The following is a 20,038-nucleotide window of genomic DNA, read 5'->3' as shown; positions in this document are numbered from 1 at the left end:
GAGAGTGGTGTAAAGAAGCCTCAACATTAGTTGGGGCTTTTTTACGTCTGCAATTTGGCTTATATATTCAAAGGTAAGAAGATACAAGCAGAGAAGATAAAATCCCTCGCGCTCTGGTTGAACATCAGGCGTGCCGGTTCAAGTCCGGCTTCGGGTACCATTATAATCTCTAGCAATAGAGACTGGTGTGTCGAGAACCTAGATACTAGAGCGGACTTCGTCCTGCTAGTTCGCTACGCGGCTATAAGCGCGGGTGATTCGGAAAGTTGGTAGGTTCTTTGATTTCACAATTAGCACAGTGATATTTATGTATGATGTGACCATAGAATGTTAGTTACATGTCATTTTCTTCAACGTCCTCAAGTTCAGAATTGAATCTCACTTTTTACAAGCAAGGTATGTAACACATTTGTGCCCGAAGTTTTTTGGCCTTCGAATGAAGGTTTGGCATTTTTTATGTTTGGTTGAGTCGTGTTTAGCTGAGTGGGTATTGGTTAAATGGGTTTGAAGCTTGTACCTTCATTGTCGTCAATCACTTGCAGTGGGCTCATGTGCAGATACTGCTTCGGGATGCTTTACGCCATCCGTGGCCGCTTAACGAAAACGTCCCTGTTTTCGATACCCTCAGTCGTATCTACACTGGATCATTCTATTTCTTCGATTTAGCTTCATTTGGTACGAATGTTAAGTTAACAGCGAACTTGGTTTTGCCCCAAAGTTGGTTAGGCTATGACCTGCGGCCACCAACGTCGTGGCGCTTCGCCCACACCAGACCAAGAGGAAATCAACGGCTATTCCCTCTTGGAGCTCCCAGCCGCCCCGCAACATTTTCGCGATTTACAAAACAACAGCTGCGAAAAGGTCGCCATGGGGATTGATCCAGCTTTTGACCGCACTTGACTTCTGCCTCAGCCTTATTCGAAAATGCTAACGCTTCCGATGGTACATCCTGTACCGCGAAAGCTAGCGGGCCATCCATGGCCAGCTCACGCTATTTTCTTCAACGGCCTCAAGTTCAGAGTTCAATTTGTCCATTTTCAATTAAGTAGGCAAACTCATTTATGCCCCATTCCTTCTTACATACTAGTAAACACTTACGACACAAAAGTGTTGTTTGACTTACTTTTTATAATTACACTAACTTGTCTATTGAGTTAGGGTTATATAAGTTTAGTGGATGTGATATTGCTATTGTGGTTCCTGTTACTCCTTTATTTCTATTGATAGATAAGAATACGGCCTGATATGAAAAAATATAATGGTAATAAATTTTCGTGTGAGTTTGTAATTGATGATTGTAAATTCTTTGGCGAAATAACATTCGATGGCATAAATACAAAAGCAGAGATATGGTCTAGTGAACCAATTGTAATTAATCGTGTAAGTGACAATATATATGGCCTTATATATGATGGAATGAAATATATTACACTTATGGACTCTATATTTTTATCCAAAAATGGCGTATCTACTGCTAGACAGAGTGATAAATATGTTCGAAGATATAATAGTATTATACACCCAAGGTTTGTTGCTATAGGTTCTGAGTGGCTTGAAAATACGACTAGTGTAGAAGACGTATGGTTTTCTACTGATAAACTTGAGAAGATATTTCATGACCATCACGCATATAGACCTGTGATTCACGTTGATGAAAGTTTAGTTAATAATTTGATTAAACGAGACCTAGAATATTCAGAGAGTAAATACGGTTTTCAAGCTAATATTAATGATCATATTGTTAATAAATATCACGATATAGGTACTCCTCCTTCTGTCTATATATACACTGGGAGTAAAGAAATACTCTCATTTAAAACCGGTCTTGGTGAATTTTCTTTATACCATATTGAAGGCCAAACTTCATATGGTGGTAGCGGGATAAAATCTGATATATCGACGCAATTTCATATATCTTTAAATGAGTCTGCTAGTGTGCAAAAAATAATTTATGAATGTTGGAAGGTTCATAATTTTATTAAGCTTCTCAGCGGCAAAGAAGACTATTTATCAAAAATAAGCATTCACATAAAAGGAGATGAGAAAGGTGGTTATTTCGAGATTTATGTATCAACTGATGCTGTAGAATACTCAGATGAGCATTTTGATTCATTACTTAATGCTAAAATGGAGAAAGGCTATTTAAATGGAATATTTCAAAAATGGTTTGATAGGCATGAGGATTGGAAGGATGCAAGAAATCAATTATGCCATACATACTCTTCCAATAATTATAATGTTGACAGAGTAGTTAAATGCGCTAATATTTTTGATTTAATTCTAGATAAGTCCAAGGTTAACTTACCTGAAGATATTAAAGAGGCGAAGATTCAAGCTCGTAAAATTTTTAAGGCATTACCTGATAGTTTAGAAAAAACATCTTTCCTACAAGCTCTTGGCAGGCTGGGTACAAAAACACTTAAGCACAAAATTAATAATCGTATAGATATTATTTTATTAAATAGTGATTTTGAATTCCAAGATTTAAAATTTGTAGCTCATCAAGCCGTAGACTGTAGAAATTATTTTGTTCATGGTGGTAACAAAAAATTTGATTATGATTTACATTTCGATATGGTCAGTTTCTTCATTGATACTTTAGAGTTTATTTTTGTTGTTTCAGATTTAATAGAGTGTGGTTGGAAGATTGACGATTGGCGTAAACCATATAACCCAAACCACAGAGTAGGACGATACTTTACTGAGTATCCTCATTACCTCGCTCAATTAGACTTGATAACATCTCAGTCATCGAGTTAAGTGGTTTTACTATACCAGAAGAAATCCATTGATTGCTAATTTAATAAAACCACTGACGCATTTCTGTCCAAAAATCAGTTAGCTTTGCTTAAAGATTTATAAATTCAACTCTGCACTTGAGGCCGTTGAAGAAAATAGCGTGAGCCTGACAGGACGTCAGGCTAGCTTTCGTTGGCCATGGATGGCCTATCGGAAGCGATAGCATTTTCGAATAAGGCCGAAGCAGTCTGCAAATGTAGGTCAAAGTTAAATCTGACCCCATGGCGACTTTTCGTTTTTCAGAAAATGTTGCGGGGCGGCTGGGAGTTCCAAGAGGGAACCGCCGTTGGTTTCCTCTTAGTCTGGTGTGGGCGAAGCGCCACGACGTTAGTGGCCGTAGGCCATGAGTACAAAAGTACAAAAGTACAAAAAAACACCGGGATCCCGGCTTAAAAACACTGCCGGGATGACGAGAAGGTCGCTAATAAGCTATAAACATCGAAGTTATTATGAGTCGGTGCTCTACAACGCCAACAGTTGTGGTAAATATTCATTGTCTAATGCGGCAATCTCAACTTGCTCGCTCAGGACATCATGTAATATTTGATGACTGGTCAACGGATTAGCGAGTACCACACGAAATACTGTGGTTTGTTGGCGCAAGTATTTTGCCGGTTTGATCCGTGTTCGTGACACAAATGATTTGCCTTGTTCACGTTGATGTTTTTGAATGAATTGAGTTAATCCATCCAGTAGTTCGTTGATTGTTGCAACTAACTCTGTGTCTTGATTCGATATGGCTGTTGTTAGTATTGCTTGTACCGATGCGGGGACGTAGCGATAGGTTAGTAAACATAACTCAGGCGCAGTGACTAATTCAAAATCCTTATGTTGCTCAATAATCGTTGCAAAATAACGGGCTTTTTCTAGGCTGTTATTAATGAGTATTTCATAGCCATCGCGACCAATTATCTGTAGGCAAGCGTGCACTAACATCGCCATGCCTGGGCGCGAACCTTCCAGCGTTTGACTGCCTAAATCTTTTGAACCCACGCGTAAAATATATTCAGCATGATGCACAATGGCTTTGGCCAGTTCTGGGTCTTTAAATAGCACCATACCGGCGCCCATTGGCACGTACATTTGCTTATGGGCGTCGATCGTGACTGAGTCAGCTAGCTCGATGCCTTTTAGTAAGTGGCGATATTTGTTGGATAATAAACTGGCGCCGCCCCAAGCTGCATCGACATGAAAGTGACAATTTAACTCGCAGGCTAAAGCGGCTAACTCAGTTAATGGATCGACATTACCGGTTTCGGTTGTGCCAGCCACGCCGACAATCGCCATCACTTTGATATTTTGTTGTGCCAGTTTAGCCGCGGTTGCACGCATGGTAGCAACATCGACTTTATGATGTTCATCCGTAGGGATACTAATGATGTTATCTCGGCCAATACCTAATAAATCGGCCGTTTTCCCTAATGAGTAATGACCCCGATCAGACACTAATATGGCAAGGTCATCATAACCATAAAATCGTAATGCTTTGGTCATGCCTTCACGAGTAATACCTTTAAATTCGCCGCTAGGTTGCAATAATCGGTTTCGGGCTATCCACAGGGCGGTAATGTTGGCTACCGTGCCACCTGAACAAAATGCGCCTAGCGAATGATTTGCGCTGTGCATCCATTGGTCATAAAAGTCGTTTGATTGTTGATAAACCAAGTGGTGCATCATGCCTAATACTTGGCGCTCAAGAGGCGTAAAGGCTTTTGATGTTTCGATTTTAACCAAGTTTTGGTTCAGTCCCACCATCATCTTCGACAGCGGTAACACAAAATAAGGCAATGCTGATGTCATATGACCAATAAAACTCGGTGCAGCGGTATGAACTGAGTGCGCCACTAAATTTTGCATGATTTCGTCGGCATAATCAGAAACGAACTTAGGATCGGTGGGGATCTGATAAGCGTTAAAATCGGTTTCTATTTCTGATAGCGGCTTTTCCAGTGCGGCGATGCTGTTACCTAAAAACCCTGCAAGGTCTTGTGACAACTTCTGTTCAATAATGCTCAACGTCGAGGTCGAATCTTCAGGTGCGGTAAAAATACGCAGTAAGCTGTCTTCTGAAGCGTATGCTTGACGGGTGATTTTCGAGGTCATTTTGCTTGCCGTAATGATGAAAACTCCATCCTGTTAGCATTGACTGATGCATTACGATTAACGCTGCACCTTCAGGACGAAATGAGGGTGCTAACTTTACTGTATGGCTGGTTAGGCTTCAAGTATTTATCGTGTTAATGCTGATGGTTAGGGTAGAAAAAATACTGATGACTGCTTATCTGTTGTGGTCAGAATACTCTTGGTGATAATGCAGATGACATTGTGGTTATTGGTCGGCGCATGTATGACTCGAGATCAATACTAGGTTATTCATCTAAAACGGATATCAATAGGGGAGCCCTATTGCGATAAATTTCATTAGCATTGTAAAGTCAGCATAAATATCAATTGATATTTATGCTGACAGGATTACTTTTTCACTAATGATAATGACAACATTGCCGCAATATTACGGGCGGTATTGGTGAGATTCACCTGTGCTTCAGACAACACTTGTTCTAATGGCTGTAGTGCCGGAATAATAGCGAAAATAGCGTGCATGCCTTCGGCTAAAATAGCATCTGCATTTGGGCCTAGGCATCCAGAAATGCCAATCACTGGGATATTGAGCTGTTTAGCGACATGTAATACGCCCATGGGGGTTTTACCAAACACAGTTTGACCATCAATACGACCTTCACCTGTGATGACTAAATCGGCATTGTGGCAATACTCTGCTAATTTTACACTGTTGGTGACAATATCGACTCCAGGTTTTAAGGAGGCATTTAATATTGTCATCACCCCAAACCCCATACCTCCAGCCGCGCCAGCCCCAGGGTGCAGTTGGCAGTGAGTATCAACAGATTGATAAAGTTGTTGATTAACCGTGTGAGCAAAATGGCCTAGAGCATGATCGAGCTGTTCAATCATCTCGGTTGTGGCCCCTTTTTGTGGACCAAAAATCGCACTGGCACCGCGAGGACCACACAATGGGTTATCGACATCGCAAGCGACCTCAATAACACACTCTTTTATGGCAGGATGGCACGACTGAACATCAATATGATGCAATGCGGCAAGGGCTGCGCCACCAAAAGGCAGTGGCTCATTAGCTATATTGCTCAGTGTTACCCCTAATGCTTGCATCATTCCTGCGCCTGCATCATTGGTGGCACTGCCGCCTAAACCTAAGATAATATGACGGATGCCGCGATTTAACGCATCGGCAATTAATTCACCTGTGCCAAAGCTGGTGGTCAATAACGGATTGCGTTGATTGACGGGCACCAGATGTAGCCCTGATGCCGCTGCCATTTCAATCACTGCAGTTTGCTTGCCGTCTTCATCGAGTTGCCCCAACACACCGTAAAAAGCGTCAACAGGTAACCCCAGCGGGCCAGTAACAGTAAGATTAATGATTTGCCCTTGAGTAGCATCAACCATGGCTTGTACTGTACCTTCACCGCCGTCAGCCATCGGCACTTTGCAATATTGTGCATCAGGAAACACCTGTTTAAAGCCATCTTCAATGGCATTAGCCACTTCAAGGGCACTTAAGCTTTCTTTAAATGAATCTGGAGCAATAACGATTTTCATATAAGACTCTGAATAATAAATTACAGTAAAATTAAGCTCAGTAGATAAACGGTGATCATCGCCGTGATACCTTGAATTAATGTCGCCATGGTTTGCGCGCGGTAAGCTTGTTTGACGCTCATGCGGCTAAACTGAGTCACAACCCAGAAAAAACTGTCGTTGGCATGTGACACTGTCATTGCCCCTGCGCCAATGGCCATAACGGTAAGAACGCGGCCCATTTCTGAGGCTAAGCCTATATCGCCTAACAATGGTGCCACTAAGGCCGAGGTGGCGACTAAGGCAACGGTTGATGATCCTTGTGCCGATTTGAGCGCGGCCGCGACGATAAATGGCATAAAAATACCCACGCCCAATGCCGATAAACTGCTACCCAAAAATGCACCAATTTCAGTGGCTTTTAACACCGCACCGAAGGCTCCACCAGCACCGGTGATCAATAGAATTGGCGCCGAAACCACTAAGCCTTGGCTAATACGTTCACTAAACTCTTTAACTTTTTCAGTCCCTTTAAGTAAAAATAATGATAAAAATAAGCCAATCATTAAGGCGTTTACCGGTTGGCCTAAAAAGACTAATAAATCGAATAAACCTTGTTCACCAAGCGGTTTTGAAGGGAAATTGGCAATAGAACCTAAACAAATGAAGATAATAGGCACAAAAATTGGCGCAAAGGCTTTTAGCGGGCTAGGTAATTCGCCGTATGCCTTTTTCAGATCGTCAAAGTCTGGTAGTTGTGCATTAAGTTCTTCAGCCCCTTCGCCGTCAGGTTGTTCGTTGGCAAAACGGTTGGCCCATAACATACCTGCAAAAGCGGCAATCGCGGCAACAAACACACCGACGGCAATAACTAACCCCAGTTGTGATTCAAGGCCTAAGTTACCTGCAGCTGCAATTGGGCCTGGCGTTGGCGGTACAAAGGTATGAGTAGCATATAACCCAGTTGCTAAGGCGACACTCATGGCAACCTGAGACACTTTCATGCGGTTAGCCATTGATTGCTTTAATGAGTTTAAAATCACAAACCCTGAATCACAAAACACAGGGATAGACACCAAATAGCCAATCATTGACATGGTTAAGGTTGGAAAGCGTTGACCAAACAATTTAATGACAACATCTGCCATGGTGATTGCTGCGCCGCTTTTTTCAAGGATAGTGCCAATAATTGTTCCTAATACAATGACTAGGCCTATATAACCTAAAATTCCACCAAAACCACCTGTGATGGTTTTAGCGATTTCGTTACTGGGTAAGCCATAAGCAAATGCGGTGAGAAACGACGCTAAGATAAGGGTTAAAAAAGGGTGAAGTTTGAATCTGGAGGTGGCGATGACGATGAAGGCGATCACGCTGAGTAAGATCAAGATTAGTCCCATAGAGTACTCGTTATTTATTGTTATTGGAGTGGTTTAGTTATTCATCATAGTAAACCTTTAGTGATAAATTACTTTGTTCATCCGCACTAATAACAATGCTCAAATAGACTATTTTTGTACTAATGCACAACTAAGCGCTGGGCTGGTGGATGAGCTGACCTAAATACAAACTCAGTAATCCATTAAAGCTGTGCAAATCAATATTGGTGATGGTTTGAATTTTATCTAATCGATAACGTAATGTGTTTCTATGAATAAATAGGCTGTTAGCACAGGTTTGTATATCACCCATATGTTCAAGATACGCGGCGAGTGTTTTTTGTAATTGTTGGTTTTTATCTACTTCAATCAGTTTCATATAGGGACTTGCCAGTGCGTTACCGCGCCAGTGATGACGTAAGCCGGATAACAGCACCTGTAAGCTGTAATCTTGGTATAAATATTTGCTTTTTTGCGGATGCAGTTTCTTGCCAATGTCCATGGTTTCTTTGGCCGTACGGTAAGAGTAACTGATGCCTAAATCACCACTGAAATAATGGCCTAAGGAAATGTGCAAGCTAAGTTGCATGTTTGCGGGCAAGCGTTTGAGTAATTTATTGATGCGTTGATTTTCAAGTTCAGGATCAAATTGTTTACCGTCTAAAAAAGCGGGTTTCAAAATAACCAGCTGAGTGAGCGACGTCATAGCAATTAAGTTATCTCGTACCGGGTTTTGTAATAAATACAGAACTTGTTTCAATGCCTGGTTGTCTTGCTGATACAAAGGGTTATGACTGTCGAGTTCAATAATCGCCGCCACTCTAGGTACGCTAAAATCGATACCTAATTGCAGTGCCCATTGTTTTAATGAGGGTAAGTCTTGCTCATTTGCATGAATCAACTGAGCAATAAACTCTTCTTTTTGACGGTTTTGCCATTGTAATTGTTCTTGTAGGTTAGCTTGTTCAACAATCATTTCGGCAGTCATTTTAAGCAGCTCACCATAGTGGCTCAATGTGTCTGGTTCACCCGTGATGCCAATCACACCAACAACTTGACCTTGATAATGTAATGGCAAATTAAGCCCGGGCTTCACCCCTTGTAAATTTGAAGCGATGGTTTGATTGATCTCAACATTGCGATTTTGGCTAATAGCCAATAATGCGCCCTCATGTATGGTGCCAATTCGCTCGACTTCGCCTGAACCGAGTATGACGGCTTGCGCATTCATGACATTGATATTATGGCCAATAATTTTCATGGTCCGGTTGACAATTTTAGCGGCAATTTGGGTATCAATCTGAAACATGAATTTCTCTGAGTCATCAATATCGGTATTGAATGATACCTGATGTTGCTTAAGTAGTGGGAGTTGGTTGATGTGAATGTGGACTTGATGAGTAAAAAGTCCGTTACTGTTAACCCTAAACAATACGCCTATAAAGCACCTGATCATAACCGATAAGATAATAAAGATTAGCAGTGCTAATTTTGACGGGGAAGGCGAGACATAAAACAATTAAAAATAAAATGGGGGGCAAAATCCTTTTGCCCAATTTTCAATCACAAGCAATTCACTTTGTTAATATAATGTTAAATGCGTGTGAGTTGCAAGTTTTTTATACAGTGAAGCTCTAAAATTAATCGATGAGCTTAAGCGTTAGACGAGAAAGCTATTTACGCGATTGCTAATGTCAAACCGACAGATAGCAAAACGCCAACCTAAAGAGGTTGGCGTTTTCTGTAATATGACTGACTTTGTCACATCATTATTATTTTACTTACAGTTTATAACTGACGTTGAGCATAATCATGTGTGCTGTGTAGTCATGCTGTAAATTGCCGAAACTCATCACATTCCAAATGGTATCGGGTTCGATATCATTGGCGTCGTCATTATCAAGATACTTTTCTATTTTGTAGTCTATTCGCAAGGCTACTTTTTCGGTTGCTTGATACTGTGCATAAACATTAATGTTATGTACTTTGGCAAAATAGTCGCCGTAATCACCACTAATACCTTGTCTGACTTGGGTCGTGCTGTCTGAGTCTGAGTAAGTATAATCTACGCCTAAGCGTAAACGACTGTCCATTAAGTTGTTATAACTTAGGCCAGCACCAACCACATCAACAGTATCTTCTATATCGGCTTGCCAAGTTGCAATATTCAAATTAGCACTGCCAGATTGAGCGGATGTTATGATTTGATGGTTATAAAATGTGCTCGCATTGATATCGTCATTAATCATGTAGTTAATATTGATATCGTAGTTAGTGTCTTTGGACTCAGTCAAGCCTATCTGGGTGTTGGTATAGTCATCAAGAGCATAACGAACTCCAAAATCGACATTCAAATTATCCATAGGACTATGATTAACGCGGGCCTCAATTTGAGTGCGGTCGCGATCAGCTAAGTAGTAGCGGCGCAATAATGGATTTTGCTCCGCTGATGATGATTCTGATGCTTTATATTCAGAACCATCTCTTTTGCTGAAACTGCCTTTAAGCCACATGTCCCACATATCAAAATTATTAAGGCGTAAACGAGCCCAAACGTTATTGTCGTCAGTGGTTTCTCGACCTTGATTACTGCGCTCATCGCGCCTGAAATCATAACCAGCATCGAGTTTGATACCATGGCTGATACGGTAGTCAGTTGATAATTTAGCTCTATGAGTGGTGAGATCGTATGGGGTGTTATCCCTTACTTTGCCGGTAACATCGCTAATGCTAATTTGGGTCCATTGTTCAATTTGGGTATTATTTTCACGGTCGTTATAATCATAGCTACCAGTGAGGCGCCATGCACGACTGAGTTTAGTTACCGCTTTAAGTGTCATGCCAGTGATATCGACTTTGGCATCAATACTGTCTGCAGGTAATGAGTAGCTATACCCTAATTGGGTCAATTGCTGATCTTGCGTCATTTGGCCTAAGAGTAAACGACCACTTAGACTGGTAATAGAATCGTTATATTGACCTAACAACGAAATGGTATGAGCTTCGTTATCGGGGTCTAATGCAATGTAACCTCTATTTTGTGCGCCAAAGGTTGGATTAAAAGCACTGTCAAAGCCGAGTTGCTGGTTATTATTACTAAACACTGAACCATTGTAGTTAATACTAGTAAACCAGTTGTCACCGCGGAGTTTAATCCCAGCGTTTAAAATGTCTGTAGTGTAATCAACAGGCTCTGGCAACATCATCGATTGAGTGAAGAAACTGCCTGAGGTGATCTTAGTGCCCGTTTTTTCTTCGCGCTGAAAATTAACATAAGTGGTGAACATTGATTCAGTTTGATATTCAAACCCAAGTCCAGCACGTTCACGTTTAAGCGACAATTCAAATGGGTTTAAACTGCTATACAACATTGGCATGTCTGAACTTGCACCTGCGGTAATCCAGTTACTGGCTAAAGTTAGGTTATCGCTACCGATATTTTGGTAAGGGCTTAATGCATTGTTACTTTGATAGGTTGCAATGGATCGATAGTCAAGGTTAATTCGATACAACCCTAGTTTACCAACATCAATTTCCATGCGGCCGTTGTCCATACCTAAGTTATTGGCTGCCACGTTTGCTTGATAGCCCTCACTCCCGCGATAGCGAATATCAGCATCTACTTTGCCAGCAGTTTGATTGCTGCTATGAAATGCATTCGCGGATTGAACATCATCTTCACTGTTGTAACCAATACCCACACCAACAGTGCCAGTGGTACCGGTTGCGATAACACAGCCTTTACATTTCCAGGCATCATATTTGATGTTGTCAGTTTTAGCGTTTGCTAGGCCATACCCATCAGCCATAAGACTAAAGCTGGTGCTAGTGAGTAACGCTAAGGTAATGAGGTTTAATTTAGTATTCATAATATTATCTCCTTAGCGCTGCAGTAATTTACCAGAAGGATGGTTTGAACCATGTATCTGAGTATGACAATTTAAGCAGCTGCGACCACCCGTAAAGGTATTGCCATTGACAGTTGAACCCATATCCGTGTTACCGAGATAAGCGTTGCTGGTATGGTTGTCACTTGCATGACATTGCTGGCATAACTGTGGCGCGCGAGTTTTAAGCATAGCGTCGTTGACCGAACCGTGTGGGTTGTGGCAATTGATGCAATTTTCGGTAACGGGTGCATGTTCCCAAAGCTTTGGTCCCCGTTTTTCAGCATGGCATGAGTAACAGGTTTCATTAACCGTTGGTTGAACCAGATCTGAGTCACTCAAACTGCCATGTGGATTATGGCAATCACTACAGGTCATTTGGTTCCATTTCATAGGATGACTTGAGCGCTTGTTCATATCGGCTTTTTGTTTGGTATGGCAGCTGGTACACACTTCCATTTCAGTTTGCTTTGACAATACAGGGTCGTGAGCGGCATGCACGCTATGACAAGATGCACAAGCTACATCAGCATTGGCATGATGGCTGCTGTCCCATGCCACCCGCTTATCATCTTGGTGACAGCTCATACACACACTATTTTGCTTATCTGCAGCGAGTGTAGAGGTTGGGCCAAAGGTGATCATGGGTTCTTTGCCACCACGATTATGTGAACCTAGCGGGCCGTGACATGCTTCGCACTGCAAGCCTGCCATTGGGCTTTTTGAAGAGTCGATAGCGCCATGAACGCCTTTAAATAAGTCCATCACTTTTTCAGACTTTTTATGGCACATCAGGCATGAGTCGGCGCCTTTAGGCGAGTATTTTCCTTCGGCGAATTTTTTATCTAACGTGGCTTCAACTTCTGCCGGCGTCATGCTGGCATCCCACTTTGCCGCCTGTACGTGAGTCGACACAAAAACAGTCGAAGCTGTTAGACACAGTAGAGCGAAAAATAAGGTATTGATTGAGTTTGTGGTCTTCATAAGTAGACTTCCTAATTTGTCCATTTTGATGATCAACATTTGATGAAGTAAGTCATAGCATGAGAGAGAAGCTGTGCTTCTCTCTCAATGAACAAATTAAAATTTCACTTGTGTGTGATTTTCAATGGTAGGTGCATGGCAGAATAAACAGGTTTCTAACTGCGCAGCATCATTGGCTTCTTGATAGCTACCATTCACAATTGCGCCCTGACTTTCAGCATGTTGTTTAATCGTGTCAAAACCATGACAAGAAGCACATGTCGCTGTGATAGGCGTGGTATATAGGCCAGCAGAAGTGGCGAGTGCACCTTTAACTTTGAATGCATCAAGATTAAAGTCGTTATGACACTGGGTACAGTCTTTGATAATGCCTTGTTCACCATGAACACTGTGAAGTTTCATTTCAATCGCGCCTTGATTAGCGCCAGATGCATAAGTGCCATCGGGTGTATGACAAGCCACACAACCGTCTAAACCTACGGTAAGTTCGCCATTAAGCTCACGGCCTAATTGTTCTGACATGACAAAACCAGCATGGTGACCTTTGTGGAGCTCAAACGTGTCGCCATGACAATTATCACATGAATCAAAATTGACCGAGTCAGTGTGACGATAGCTAGGGGCATTACCAGAGAAAGTGCCAACGGTAAGTTCAGCTTTCATGCTGGTGGTTGCTACGCCGTCTGCACAATCAATGGCTTGGATACCATCATTACACATTTCAAGACCGATAAAGCTAAAGGCTGTATCTGTGTCGCCGGCACCAAATGGTAATGATGGAATGGCATATACCAAGTTACCTGATTCAATGACCACATCCGCTTGTAATAGACCCGCTTTGATAAAGTCTTTGCTGATCTTAGCTAAACCACTGCCTGGGCTAGGGTTATATCCCATAATCGGGAAGTTAGGACCAACGTTAGTTAGCGTTTCAATACGTTGAATTTTGCTGACTAAGCTTGCAGCATCAATGGCTACGCCTTTAGCATCTAAAATCGTTACCGATAGCGTTGCTGATTTGTCTTCAGGGCTAGATTTATTCGCAGTCAATGTGGCGGTCATGCCATATGAGTCGATAAATGCTTTTTTCTGAGTATATGAAGTGGTGTGTATTTCTTCTGTCCAGCTTGCATTATGGCATGCAATACAATTTGAATTGTCCACTTGTTGTGGATGGCCTTGACCTGTTTTAAAGTCAATATTGGTATGGCAGCTTGAACAGGTTTCCATGGTTGGAATTCGAGACCAGTTGTTCGATTCGCTTAGTTGTTCTGAATCGACATGACAAGTGGTGCAATTGTCTTGGACTATCGCATATGCTGCTTCTGCACTCTTGTCTAAGTTGCGGCCATACATTTTGGCATTGTTATGAACATTATGGATCAAATGGCTAAATTCAACTTGAACCTTGTCTTTTTCAATGGCCATTTCGTTGGTATGGCAAGATGTACAGGTTTCTAAGTCAGTGTAGCTGTGATAAATGCTTTCACCCTTTGCATGGCAGGTATTACAAGTGGCTCCGCTTACTATGTTTTTGGTGTATTTAGCTTGAAACCCTTCGCCGTCAAAATCTTCGGTGATTTCGGTACGCGGAACACTGGTAACCCCGTCTTGCAAAGTAGAAGCACTTGCTATGACGTTGTAACGTTGTGTCAGCTCTGGATTAAAACCTTCAACATTGACGGTAAAACTGTAATTTCCGTTACCATGGTCGGTAAAGGTTTTTTCGGATCCAATAAATTGCCATTGCGCTGAATTACCCGGTCCGCTAGCGCCAACTGGAATCAATTGAACCACTTTTTTCACTTCCAAGTCTTTAAGGCCTGCAATCGGAAGGTCTTTTTCATTGGTTGCAAAAACTTCAATAGTCGGTTTGTTGTCTTGATAAGTGACTTTGGTGATATCTAAGTTTAGTGTTTTGATCGCTTCAGCAGGCTCGCCGCCAGGGTTGCCAGGATTGCCAGGTTCACCATCATCGCCTCCGCCACACCCTACTAGTGTCATTGACGCTGACATAGCAAGTAACAATGCCATTTTTGTGTATTTTGTATTCATCATATTTTTCCCTGCAAAGGTCATCCATCTAACTTACTGGCAGTATCTTCTGCAATTATCTTTTTCAGTTAAGTTGATGTTGGAATTAATTTTCCCAACACTAAGATTACTTTACAAACGGCAACTCGTCTGTAAAGCGAACGTAATTGTGTGATGGCGATCTGCCTATTAATTAAGGGGTACATAAAATACAGGGGTTGTAGGGGAATGATTGTTCTCGCTAGAAAAAAGACCTTAGCAATATGCTAAGGTCTTTGATGGGTAAAACAATTTAAGTATTTATATATTAAGCTTAGAAACCATGGGTTTTAGTGACTCGTTCAACCGTATGACAGGTTGAACATATTTCAGATGCACGAGTATGAACATCGTCTTCACTCATACCATCAACAATACCGCCATTGGACTCAATATGAGACACGGTGGCATCGGTACGATACTTTTGATGACAACTTAAACAGGCTCCAGTATCTGATGACATCCACACATCTGCACCCGTTTCTATGTCGCCATAACGCCATACTCTGTCAGCGGCTCTACCAAGTTGTATCCCATCAGCCGTGTGGCAGGTTTTACAGTCGGTTTTTAACACAGTGCCAGATTCTACACCGGCATGCTTGAGGTAATGGCCTTCAGCACTGTGAGCTTTAAAGGCAAAGCTGGTTGATTTTTTGCCACCAGGATAAGTGTTGTCAGTCTTAAGAGTCTTATCTGCGGTATGACATGTTTGGCAATTTACACCATTATCATAGTGATACACTTCTTGGTTGTGACAACCTTGGCAGCTTTGGGTATTGATAATATTTCTACGTACGGCAGCGGTTTGGCTATCGTCTATTACACTTGCAGCCATAACAAAATGATAAGGCTCACTTTTGATTTCCACTGTTTGGATATCATCAGCACTGCAAGCCGTGAGTTTAACTTCCGGTCTACCGTAGCCACCATGATTAAAGCAGGCTGTGACTGCTGACCATAGTTCAAATGTTTTACCCACATAATCTGTTGGTAAGGTGACCTTATCCCAAACTAACGTCCAGCTATTATCTGTGTTGGCAGTACCTTCACTTAATTTAATACGACGATTGCTGTAACTGGCATCTTGATACGTAGGGTAGTTTTTGTCACTGTCCCATGCCATGACAATACGACTACCATCATCAATATACTCAGCGGGTAATATCTGACCACTGGCATCAGTAAAGCTCACATTAGTACTGAACTTGTTATCAGCTGTCACGGTAACATCGCTAAAGACTACCTTCATGGTTTGGGTTTCATTATAGGCTTTCATGACATCGCCATGAGCTTCTTTTGCACTGCGACCATAGCCTTCTTCCACATGGCAAGAAGTACAATTTGTACCGACACCAACATGTTGTTGAGACGCCAACTCTGTATGGCATGCAATACAAGCGGTATCACTTTTATTGGCATTAAACAGCGCGGCATCTTTGGGAGCATTAGTCCCTTCAACATGACATGCACTACAATCTGCAGCAGGCTTTTGTGGGTACATAACCTTACCGTAATCGTGCAATCCGCCTCCATAACCAATGACTTTGTAAGGGGCAGCTACTTCGCCGTCTGCGGTACTGGTGACGCGATCTTGACCTTTATGAATCGCATGGATCATATAGGTAAAATCAACACTGTTGCCGGTTTCAGGATCGCCTGATGTTGCGGTATGACAAGAAGCACAGTTTTCAAGATCGATTCGACGACCACCGTGTAATGCTAAGCTTTCCGGTTGATGACAGGTATAACAAGCCGTTATCGATACTACATCCCGTGACACAATACCTTCGGTTAAGCCGGTTGAAGGTTGGAAATCATAATGGGCATTTGCAGTGATTAGTGGCTGCTTTAATTCTAAGGTAATACGCTGAGTGTCATCAGCTTGGTAAGTAATACTTATTGGGTCTGTTACTTGAGCAATATTAGTTTGAAAAGTGTATGAGTATGAACCATCGAGATTATCCACTAAGCAGTCAACACACTTTGATGCAGCTTCGACCTCAGCTTGATATTGTGCTGAAGGAGATATGTTGGTTTCACCATCAGCTATCCAGCTAGCATTAGGTTGTTTGGCCGAGTTGATATAAGACTGCCATTGATAACCACGGTCAACTTCAACTTTAGCCCCCTCAGCACCAACCATTTCGGTCACTGGGGTTAATTGGGCAATACCAAAACGGAGATCATGATCTTTTGTTAGTCCCAATACCGCAACGCCATTGGCATTTTTAAGGTTAAAGGCAACACTGACTTTCCCATCGACGATGCTTGCGTCAGTAAAAGTTGCTTTTAAGGTCGATGTTGCATCAATATTGACACCAATAATGCCGTCAGGTCCGTCCTCGCCATTAGTTCCATCGCTGCCTCCACACCCTGTAAGCGCAAAAGCAATAAGCCCTGCACTCAATACCGCCTTTGTAGCGGGACTAACTGTTATTGTCTTCATCATGTATTCCCTGCATTTTTTGTTATCTCGCATTCACTGTTGGTTAAACGTATGCGGATTTTATTCAATTCTTATGTTAGCTAACCTTGGCGACTTACTCATTGAATTAAGTCTAGAGTTGTGACTAAGATCTGACTATTCCTTTGTGGGTAACAATACTTGATGAAGATTGGCCTATGTTGATAGGATATATCGCATTAGCTTAAGACGTGAGTACAGGTATTAATGGATCCATTAAGCAGTAATATGGTTCTTGTTTAATCTCGTCGATGAAGTTAAGGCCTATGCAATTACTCTTTGTCGATATCTTCTGCTTAAATGGACTGCCAGCTGCTGAGATATGCTGCGTAAATGAGTCTTGTTAGCTAATGAATGGGGGAGTTTGATATAGATGATCTAAACATGGATAAATTTTTGTCGGTTAACCCTGCAGTTATTACATGTTGAATTTCGCGTTAAGGTTAAGTATTGCGCAGTTAGGTAAGTGATTGAGAACTTATTAAGATAAAGGCTTGATCAAGGCAATAGGTTAGGGGATAATCGCCCCGTTCTGACACATAAACGTTATATTTCATGTTTCAGAAGTCAATGGTGACCCTAGGGTCCCCCCGCAATGATAACTTGTGAACTCGGCCAGGCCTGGAAGGGAGCAACCGCAGCAAGTGACTCGTGTGCCGGGGTGTGGCTCTAGGGGAACCTCCAATATTCCCCCCAATGACTTACTCAACAGCATCAATCAATGCGCTTAATAAATACCTTAATAAGGCGACTATTGAATAATAAATCCCTATTAGTCTATTTCAACTCATACCTAAAGCACCAACTTAACTTATTAGTTGCCAGTTAAACATGGTTTCGCCATACCTTACTTTTCGCCAGTAAGTTCAGCTTCTTCTTGTAAGCGTTTTTGCAAATTCATTTTTAGAAATTTTCTTGAACGTTCCAGTGCTTCACTTATCTCAGTTTTCATCTGTTTGAGTTCTTGATAATTTTCAAAAAAATAGGTGTCGACTAAATGACGAATGTACCTAACCGGTAACTGATTCAATGTGACGCAACATAAATCGGCTAAGTATTCTTCTGGCAACTCGTCCATTAAGCCTTCATCTCTCAGCATTTCCATTAATAGAACTTCATAATAGTTTCGGATCTCTAATTGCATTATTACGCTCCATTGAGACGGTTCGATTTATCGACATTCACTTCGATGTCGAGAGTATTTTTTTACTCTGCTACAGCCATAATTGATTTGCTGCAATTAACAATTGGCTATGTCTGAGTGTTAATTCATCTTCATTACGACTATAGCCTCCACCTATAACCGCTGCAAGTGGGATGTTGTGCATTTTTGCGATCGATATGACTTGTTTATCTCTATCGAGAATACCTTGAGTCGAAATAGCAAAGTAGCCAAGGTCATCATGCTGATGAATATCGACTCCAGCATCATAAATGATCAGGTCAGGCTGATGCAGACGAATGAGGTAAGGCAATATTTGTCTTATGTGGTCAAGATAATCACTATCAGTACAGCCTTTATCGAGATCGATGTCGTGATCAGATTGCTGTTTTCTTGATGGGAAATTTTGCGCGCAGTGTATCGAACAACTAATGATGTCCGAGTGATCTTGAGTCAATGTGGCGGTGCCATCACCTTGATGCACGTCGCAATCAAAAATAAGTACTTTATCTGCTTTTTTAGCATCAATGGCCGATCTGGCCGCGATGACTAAGTCATTAAAGATGCAAAAACCACTGCCAAAATCGTAATGTGCATGGTGATAGCCACCAGTTAAATGAACCGCTATACCATGCTCAAGCGCTAGCTCAGCACACAAACGAGTTCCATTTACGGCGTGTAAAGTTCGCCTGACTAACTCATTGCTCCATGGGAAGCCGATACGTCTCTGGGCTTTGTGATCTAAGGTGCCATTAATAAATTGTTCTACGTACAGAGGACAATGAATGCCATACAGTATTTCTTTATCAATGGGCGAAGGAGTTTGGCGATACTGCTCAAATAACAATTGATGCTTGAGTGCATGCTGGTACAAATTATGATATTTGCTGGTTGGAAAACGATGAGTGCTAGGCAACGCCAGCTGTGAATAGCTGGCGTGATATACAAAGGGAATATACTTCAAGACTAGAGTTGCTTGATGGCCCAGCCCATAAACTCTTTACGGGTTTTATCATCGGCCTGTAACCACCAATACTGGAGCATTTGTTCTGCTTGGGCTGGGGTGGTTTTTTGAGCCGCTGCTGCAGGCACTGTTGCGATAACTGGTGCACTGATTGTTGTAGCCGATGCAACATCTGATTGAACTGTTACTGTTTGTGTAGGTTGAATACCGCTACCCGTTGCCGAAGCCGATAGGGTTTCAATATCATTTTGGTTTTTTTTGTTAAATAGGCTGGTAATAAATGAGTCTTCAGTAAAATTAGTTTGTTCAACGCTGTAAGTTACAGCCATATTATCTTGACGCTTAATGTTGATTTGTGGTTTTTTTGCAAATGCTTTTGGATTCTTAATCACGTCACCTTGAGCGGGTTGCAATAAGTACTGATGATCGCCATCCACCGTTAAGGTAACAATTAACGGGGTCGATTTTATAAACGTTTGACTATCGCTAAAGGAATCATCGACCACATCATGATAACGAATCGCAATCTTATGGGTGCCATTGGTTAAGGCTAAATCCGATTGGTGATTGAACATGCTCGTTTCAACTTCTGTACCATCAAGTGCAAGGTACTCAAAAGACATTGGGATGGTTAAATTAGCAGCTAATACCGATGATGATGTTAAACATGCCAAAAGCGCACTTGTTGTAAATAAAGATTTCATT

General features: G+C 41.8%; 12 protein-coding genes and 1 other RNA gene. 2 read left to right on the top strand and 11 right to left on the bottom strand.

The genetic code is table 11. The features are described from left to right. Nucleotides 1–1,245: 1,245 nt before the first annotated feature. A complete protein-coding gene (locus GW828_RS10760; protein WP_273057532.1) occupies nt 1,246–2,760 on the top strand; it encodes a HEPN domain-containing protein in 1,515 nt (504 codons plus the stop codon). A gap of 501 nt (nt 2,761–3,261) precedes the next feature. Here the strand turns inward: GW828_RS10760 and panP are convergent. The 8 genes from panP to GW828_RS10720 all read right to left on the bottom strand — a co-directional run bounded on the left by panP (nt 3,262) and on the right by GW828_RS10720 (nt 17,192). Next, nucleotides 3,262–4,902: a pyridoxal-dependent aspartate 1-decarboxylase PanP gene (panP, locus tag GW828_RS10755; protein WP_273057530.1), complete on the bottom strand. Its 1,641-nt coding sequence runs from the start codon at nt 4,900–4,902 to the stop codon at nt 3,262–3,264. Between the two features lie 369 nt (nt 4,903–5,271). After that, the gene (locus tag GW828_RS10750) at nt 5,272–6,441 is read right to left on the bottom strand and encodes a glycerate kinase (RefSeq protein ID WP_273057528.1); all 1,170 of its coding nucleotides are present in this window, start codon (nt 6,439–6,441) and stop codon (nt 5,272–5,274) included. 20 nt (nt 6,442–6,461) lie between these two features. Beyond that, nucleotides 6,462–7,820, bottom strand: coding sequence for a GntP family permease (locus GW828_RS10745; RefSeq protein WP_273057526.1), 1,359 nt, complete (start codon nt 7,818–7,820; stop codon nt 6,462–6,464). Between the two features lie 130 nt (nt 7,821–7,950). Continuing rightward, entirely contained in the window at nt 7,951–9,108 is a 1,158-nt protein-coding gene (locus GW828_RS10740) for a sugar diacid recognition domain-containing protein (protein ID WP_124016375.1), read from the bottom strand. Between the two features lie 472 nt (nt 9,109–9,580). Beyond that, complete coding sequence (locus GW828_RS10735) at nt 9,581–11,668, bottom strand: MtrB/PioB family decaheme-associated outer membrane protein (RefSeq protein WP_273057524.1); 2,088 nt, start codon at nt 11,666–11,668, stop codon at nt 9,581–9,583. Between the two features lie 12 nt (nt 11,669–11,680). Next, nucleotides 11,681–12,670, bottom strand: a complete 990-nt coding sequence (locus tag GW828_RS10730) for a DmsE family decaheme c-type cytochrome (protein WP_273057522.1) — start codon at nt 12,668–12,670, stop codon at nt 11,681–11,683. A gap of 96 nt (nt 12,671–12,766) precedes the next feature. After that, entirely contained in the window at nt 12,767–14,728 is a 1,962-nt protein-coding gene (locus tag GW828_RS10725; RefSeq protein ID WP_273057520.1) for an OmcA/MtrC family decaheme c-type cytochrome, read from the bottom strand. A gap of 289 nt (nt 14,729–15,017) precedes the next feature. Next, complete coding sequence (locus tag GW828_RS10720) at nt 15,018–17,192, bottom strand: OmcA/MtrC family decaheme c-type cytochrome (protein ID WP_273057518.1); 2,175 nt, start codon at nt 17,190–17,192, stop codon at nt 15,018–15,020. A gap of 594 nt (nt 17,193–17,786) precedes the next feature. Between GW828_RS10720 and ffs the strand changes: the two genes are divergently transcribed. After that, nucleotides 17,787–17,883, top strand: an RNA gene (gene ffs / locus GW828_RS10715) — signal recognition particle sRNA small type. Between the two features lie 171 nt (nt 17,884–18,054). Here the strand turns inward: ffs and GW828_RS10710 are convergent. The 3 genes from GW828_RS10710 to GW828_RS10700 form a co-directional block, all read right to left on the bottom strand. After that, nucleotides 18,055–18,351, bottom strand: a complete 297-nt coding sequence (locus GW828_RS10710) for a late competence development ComFB family protein (protein ID WP_273057516.1) — start codon at nt 18,349–18,351, stop codon at nt 18,055–18,057. Between the two features lie 70 nt (nt 18,352–18,421). Beyond that, nucleotides 18,422–19,333 carry a histone deacetylase family protein gene (locus tag GW828_RS10705; protein ID WP_273057514.1) on the bottom strand — a complete coding sequence of 304 codons (912 nt, stop codon included), beginning with the start codon at nt 19,331–19,333 and terminating at the stop codon, nt 18,422–18,424. A 2-nt stretch (nt 19,334–19,335) separates the two neighbouring features. Next, entirely contained in the window at nt 19,336–20,037 is a 702-nt protein-coding gene (locus GW828_RS10700) for a DUF2057 domain-containing protein (protein WP_182697042.1), read from the bottom strand. Nucleotide 20,038: the final 1 nt, after the last annotated feature.

The organism is Shewanella vesiculosa, assembly GCF_009994065.1.
GTDB lineage: Bacteria > Pseudomonadota > Gammaproteobacteria > Enterobacterales > Shewanellaceae > Shewanella > Shewanella vesiculosa.
The sequence above is the reverse complement of the archived record's forward strand: the minus strand, read 5'-3'. Positions and strand labels throughout refer to the sequence as shown.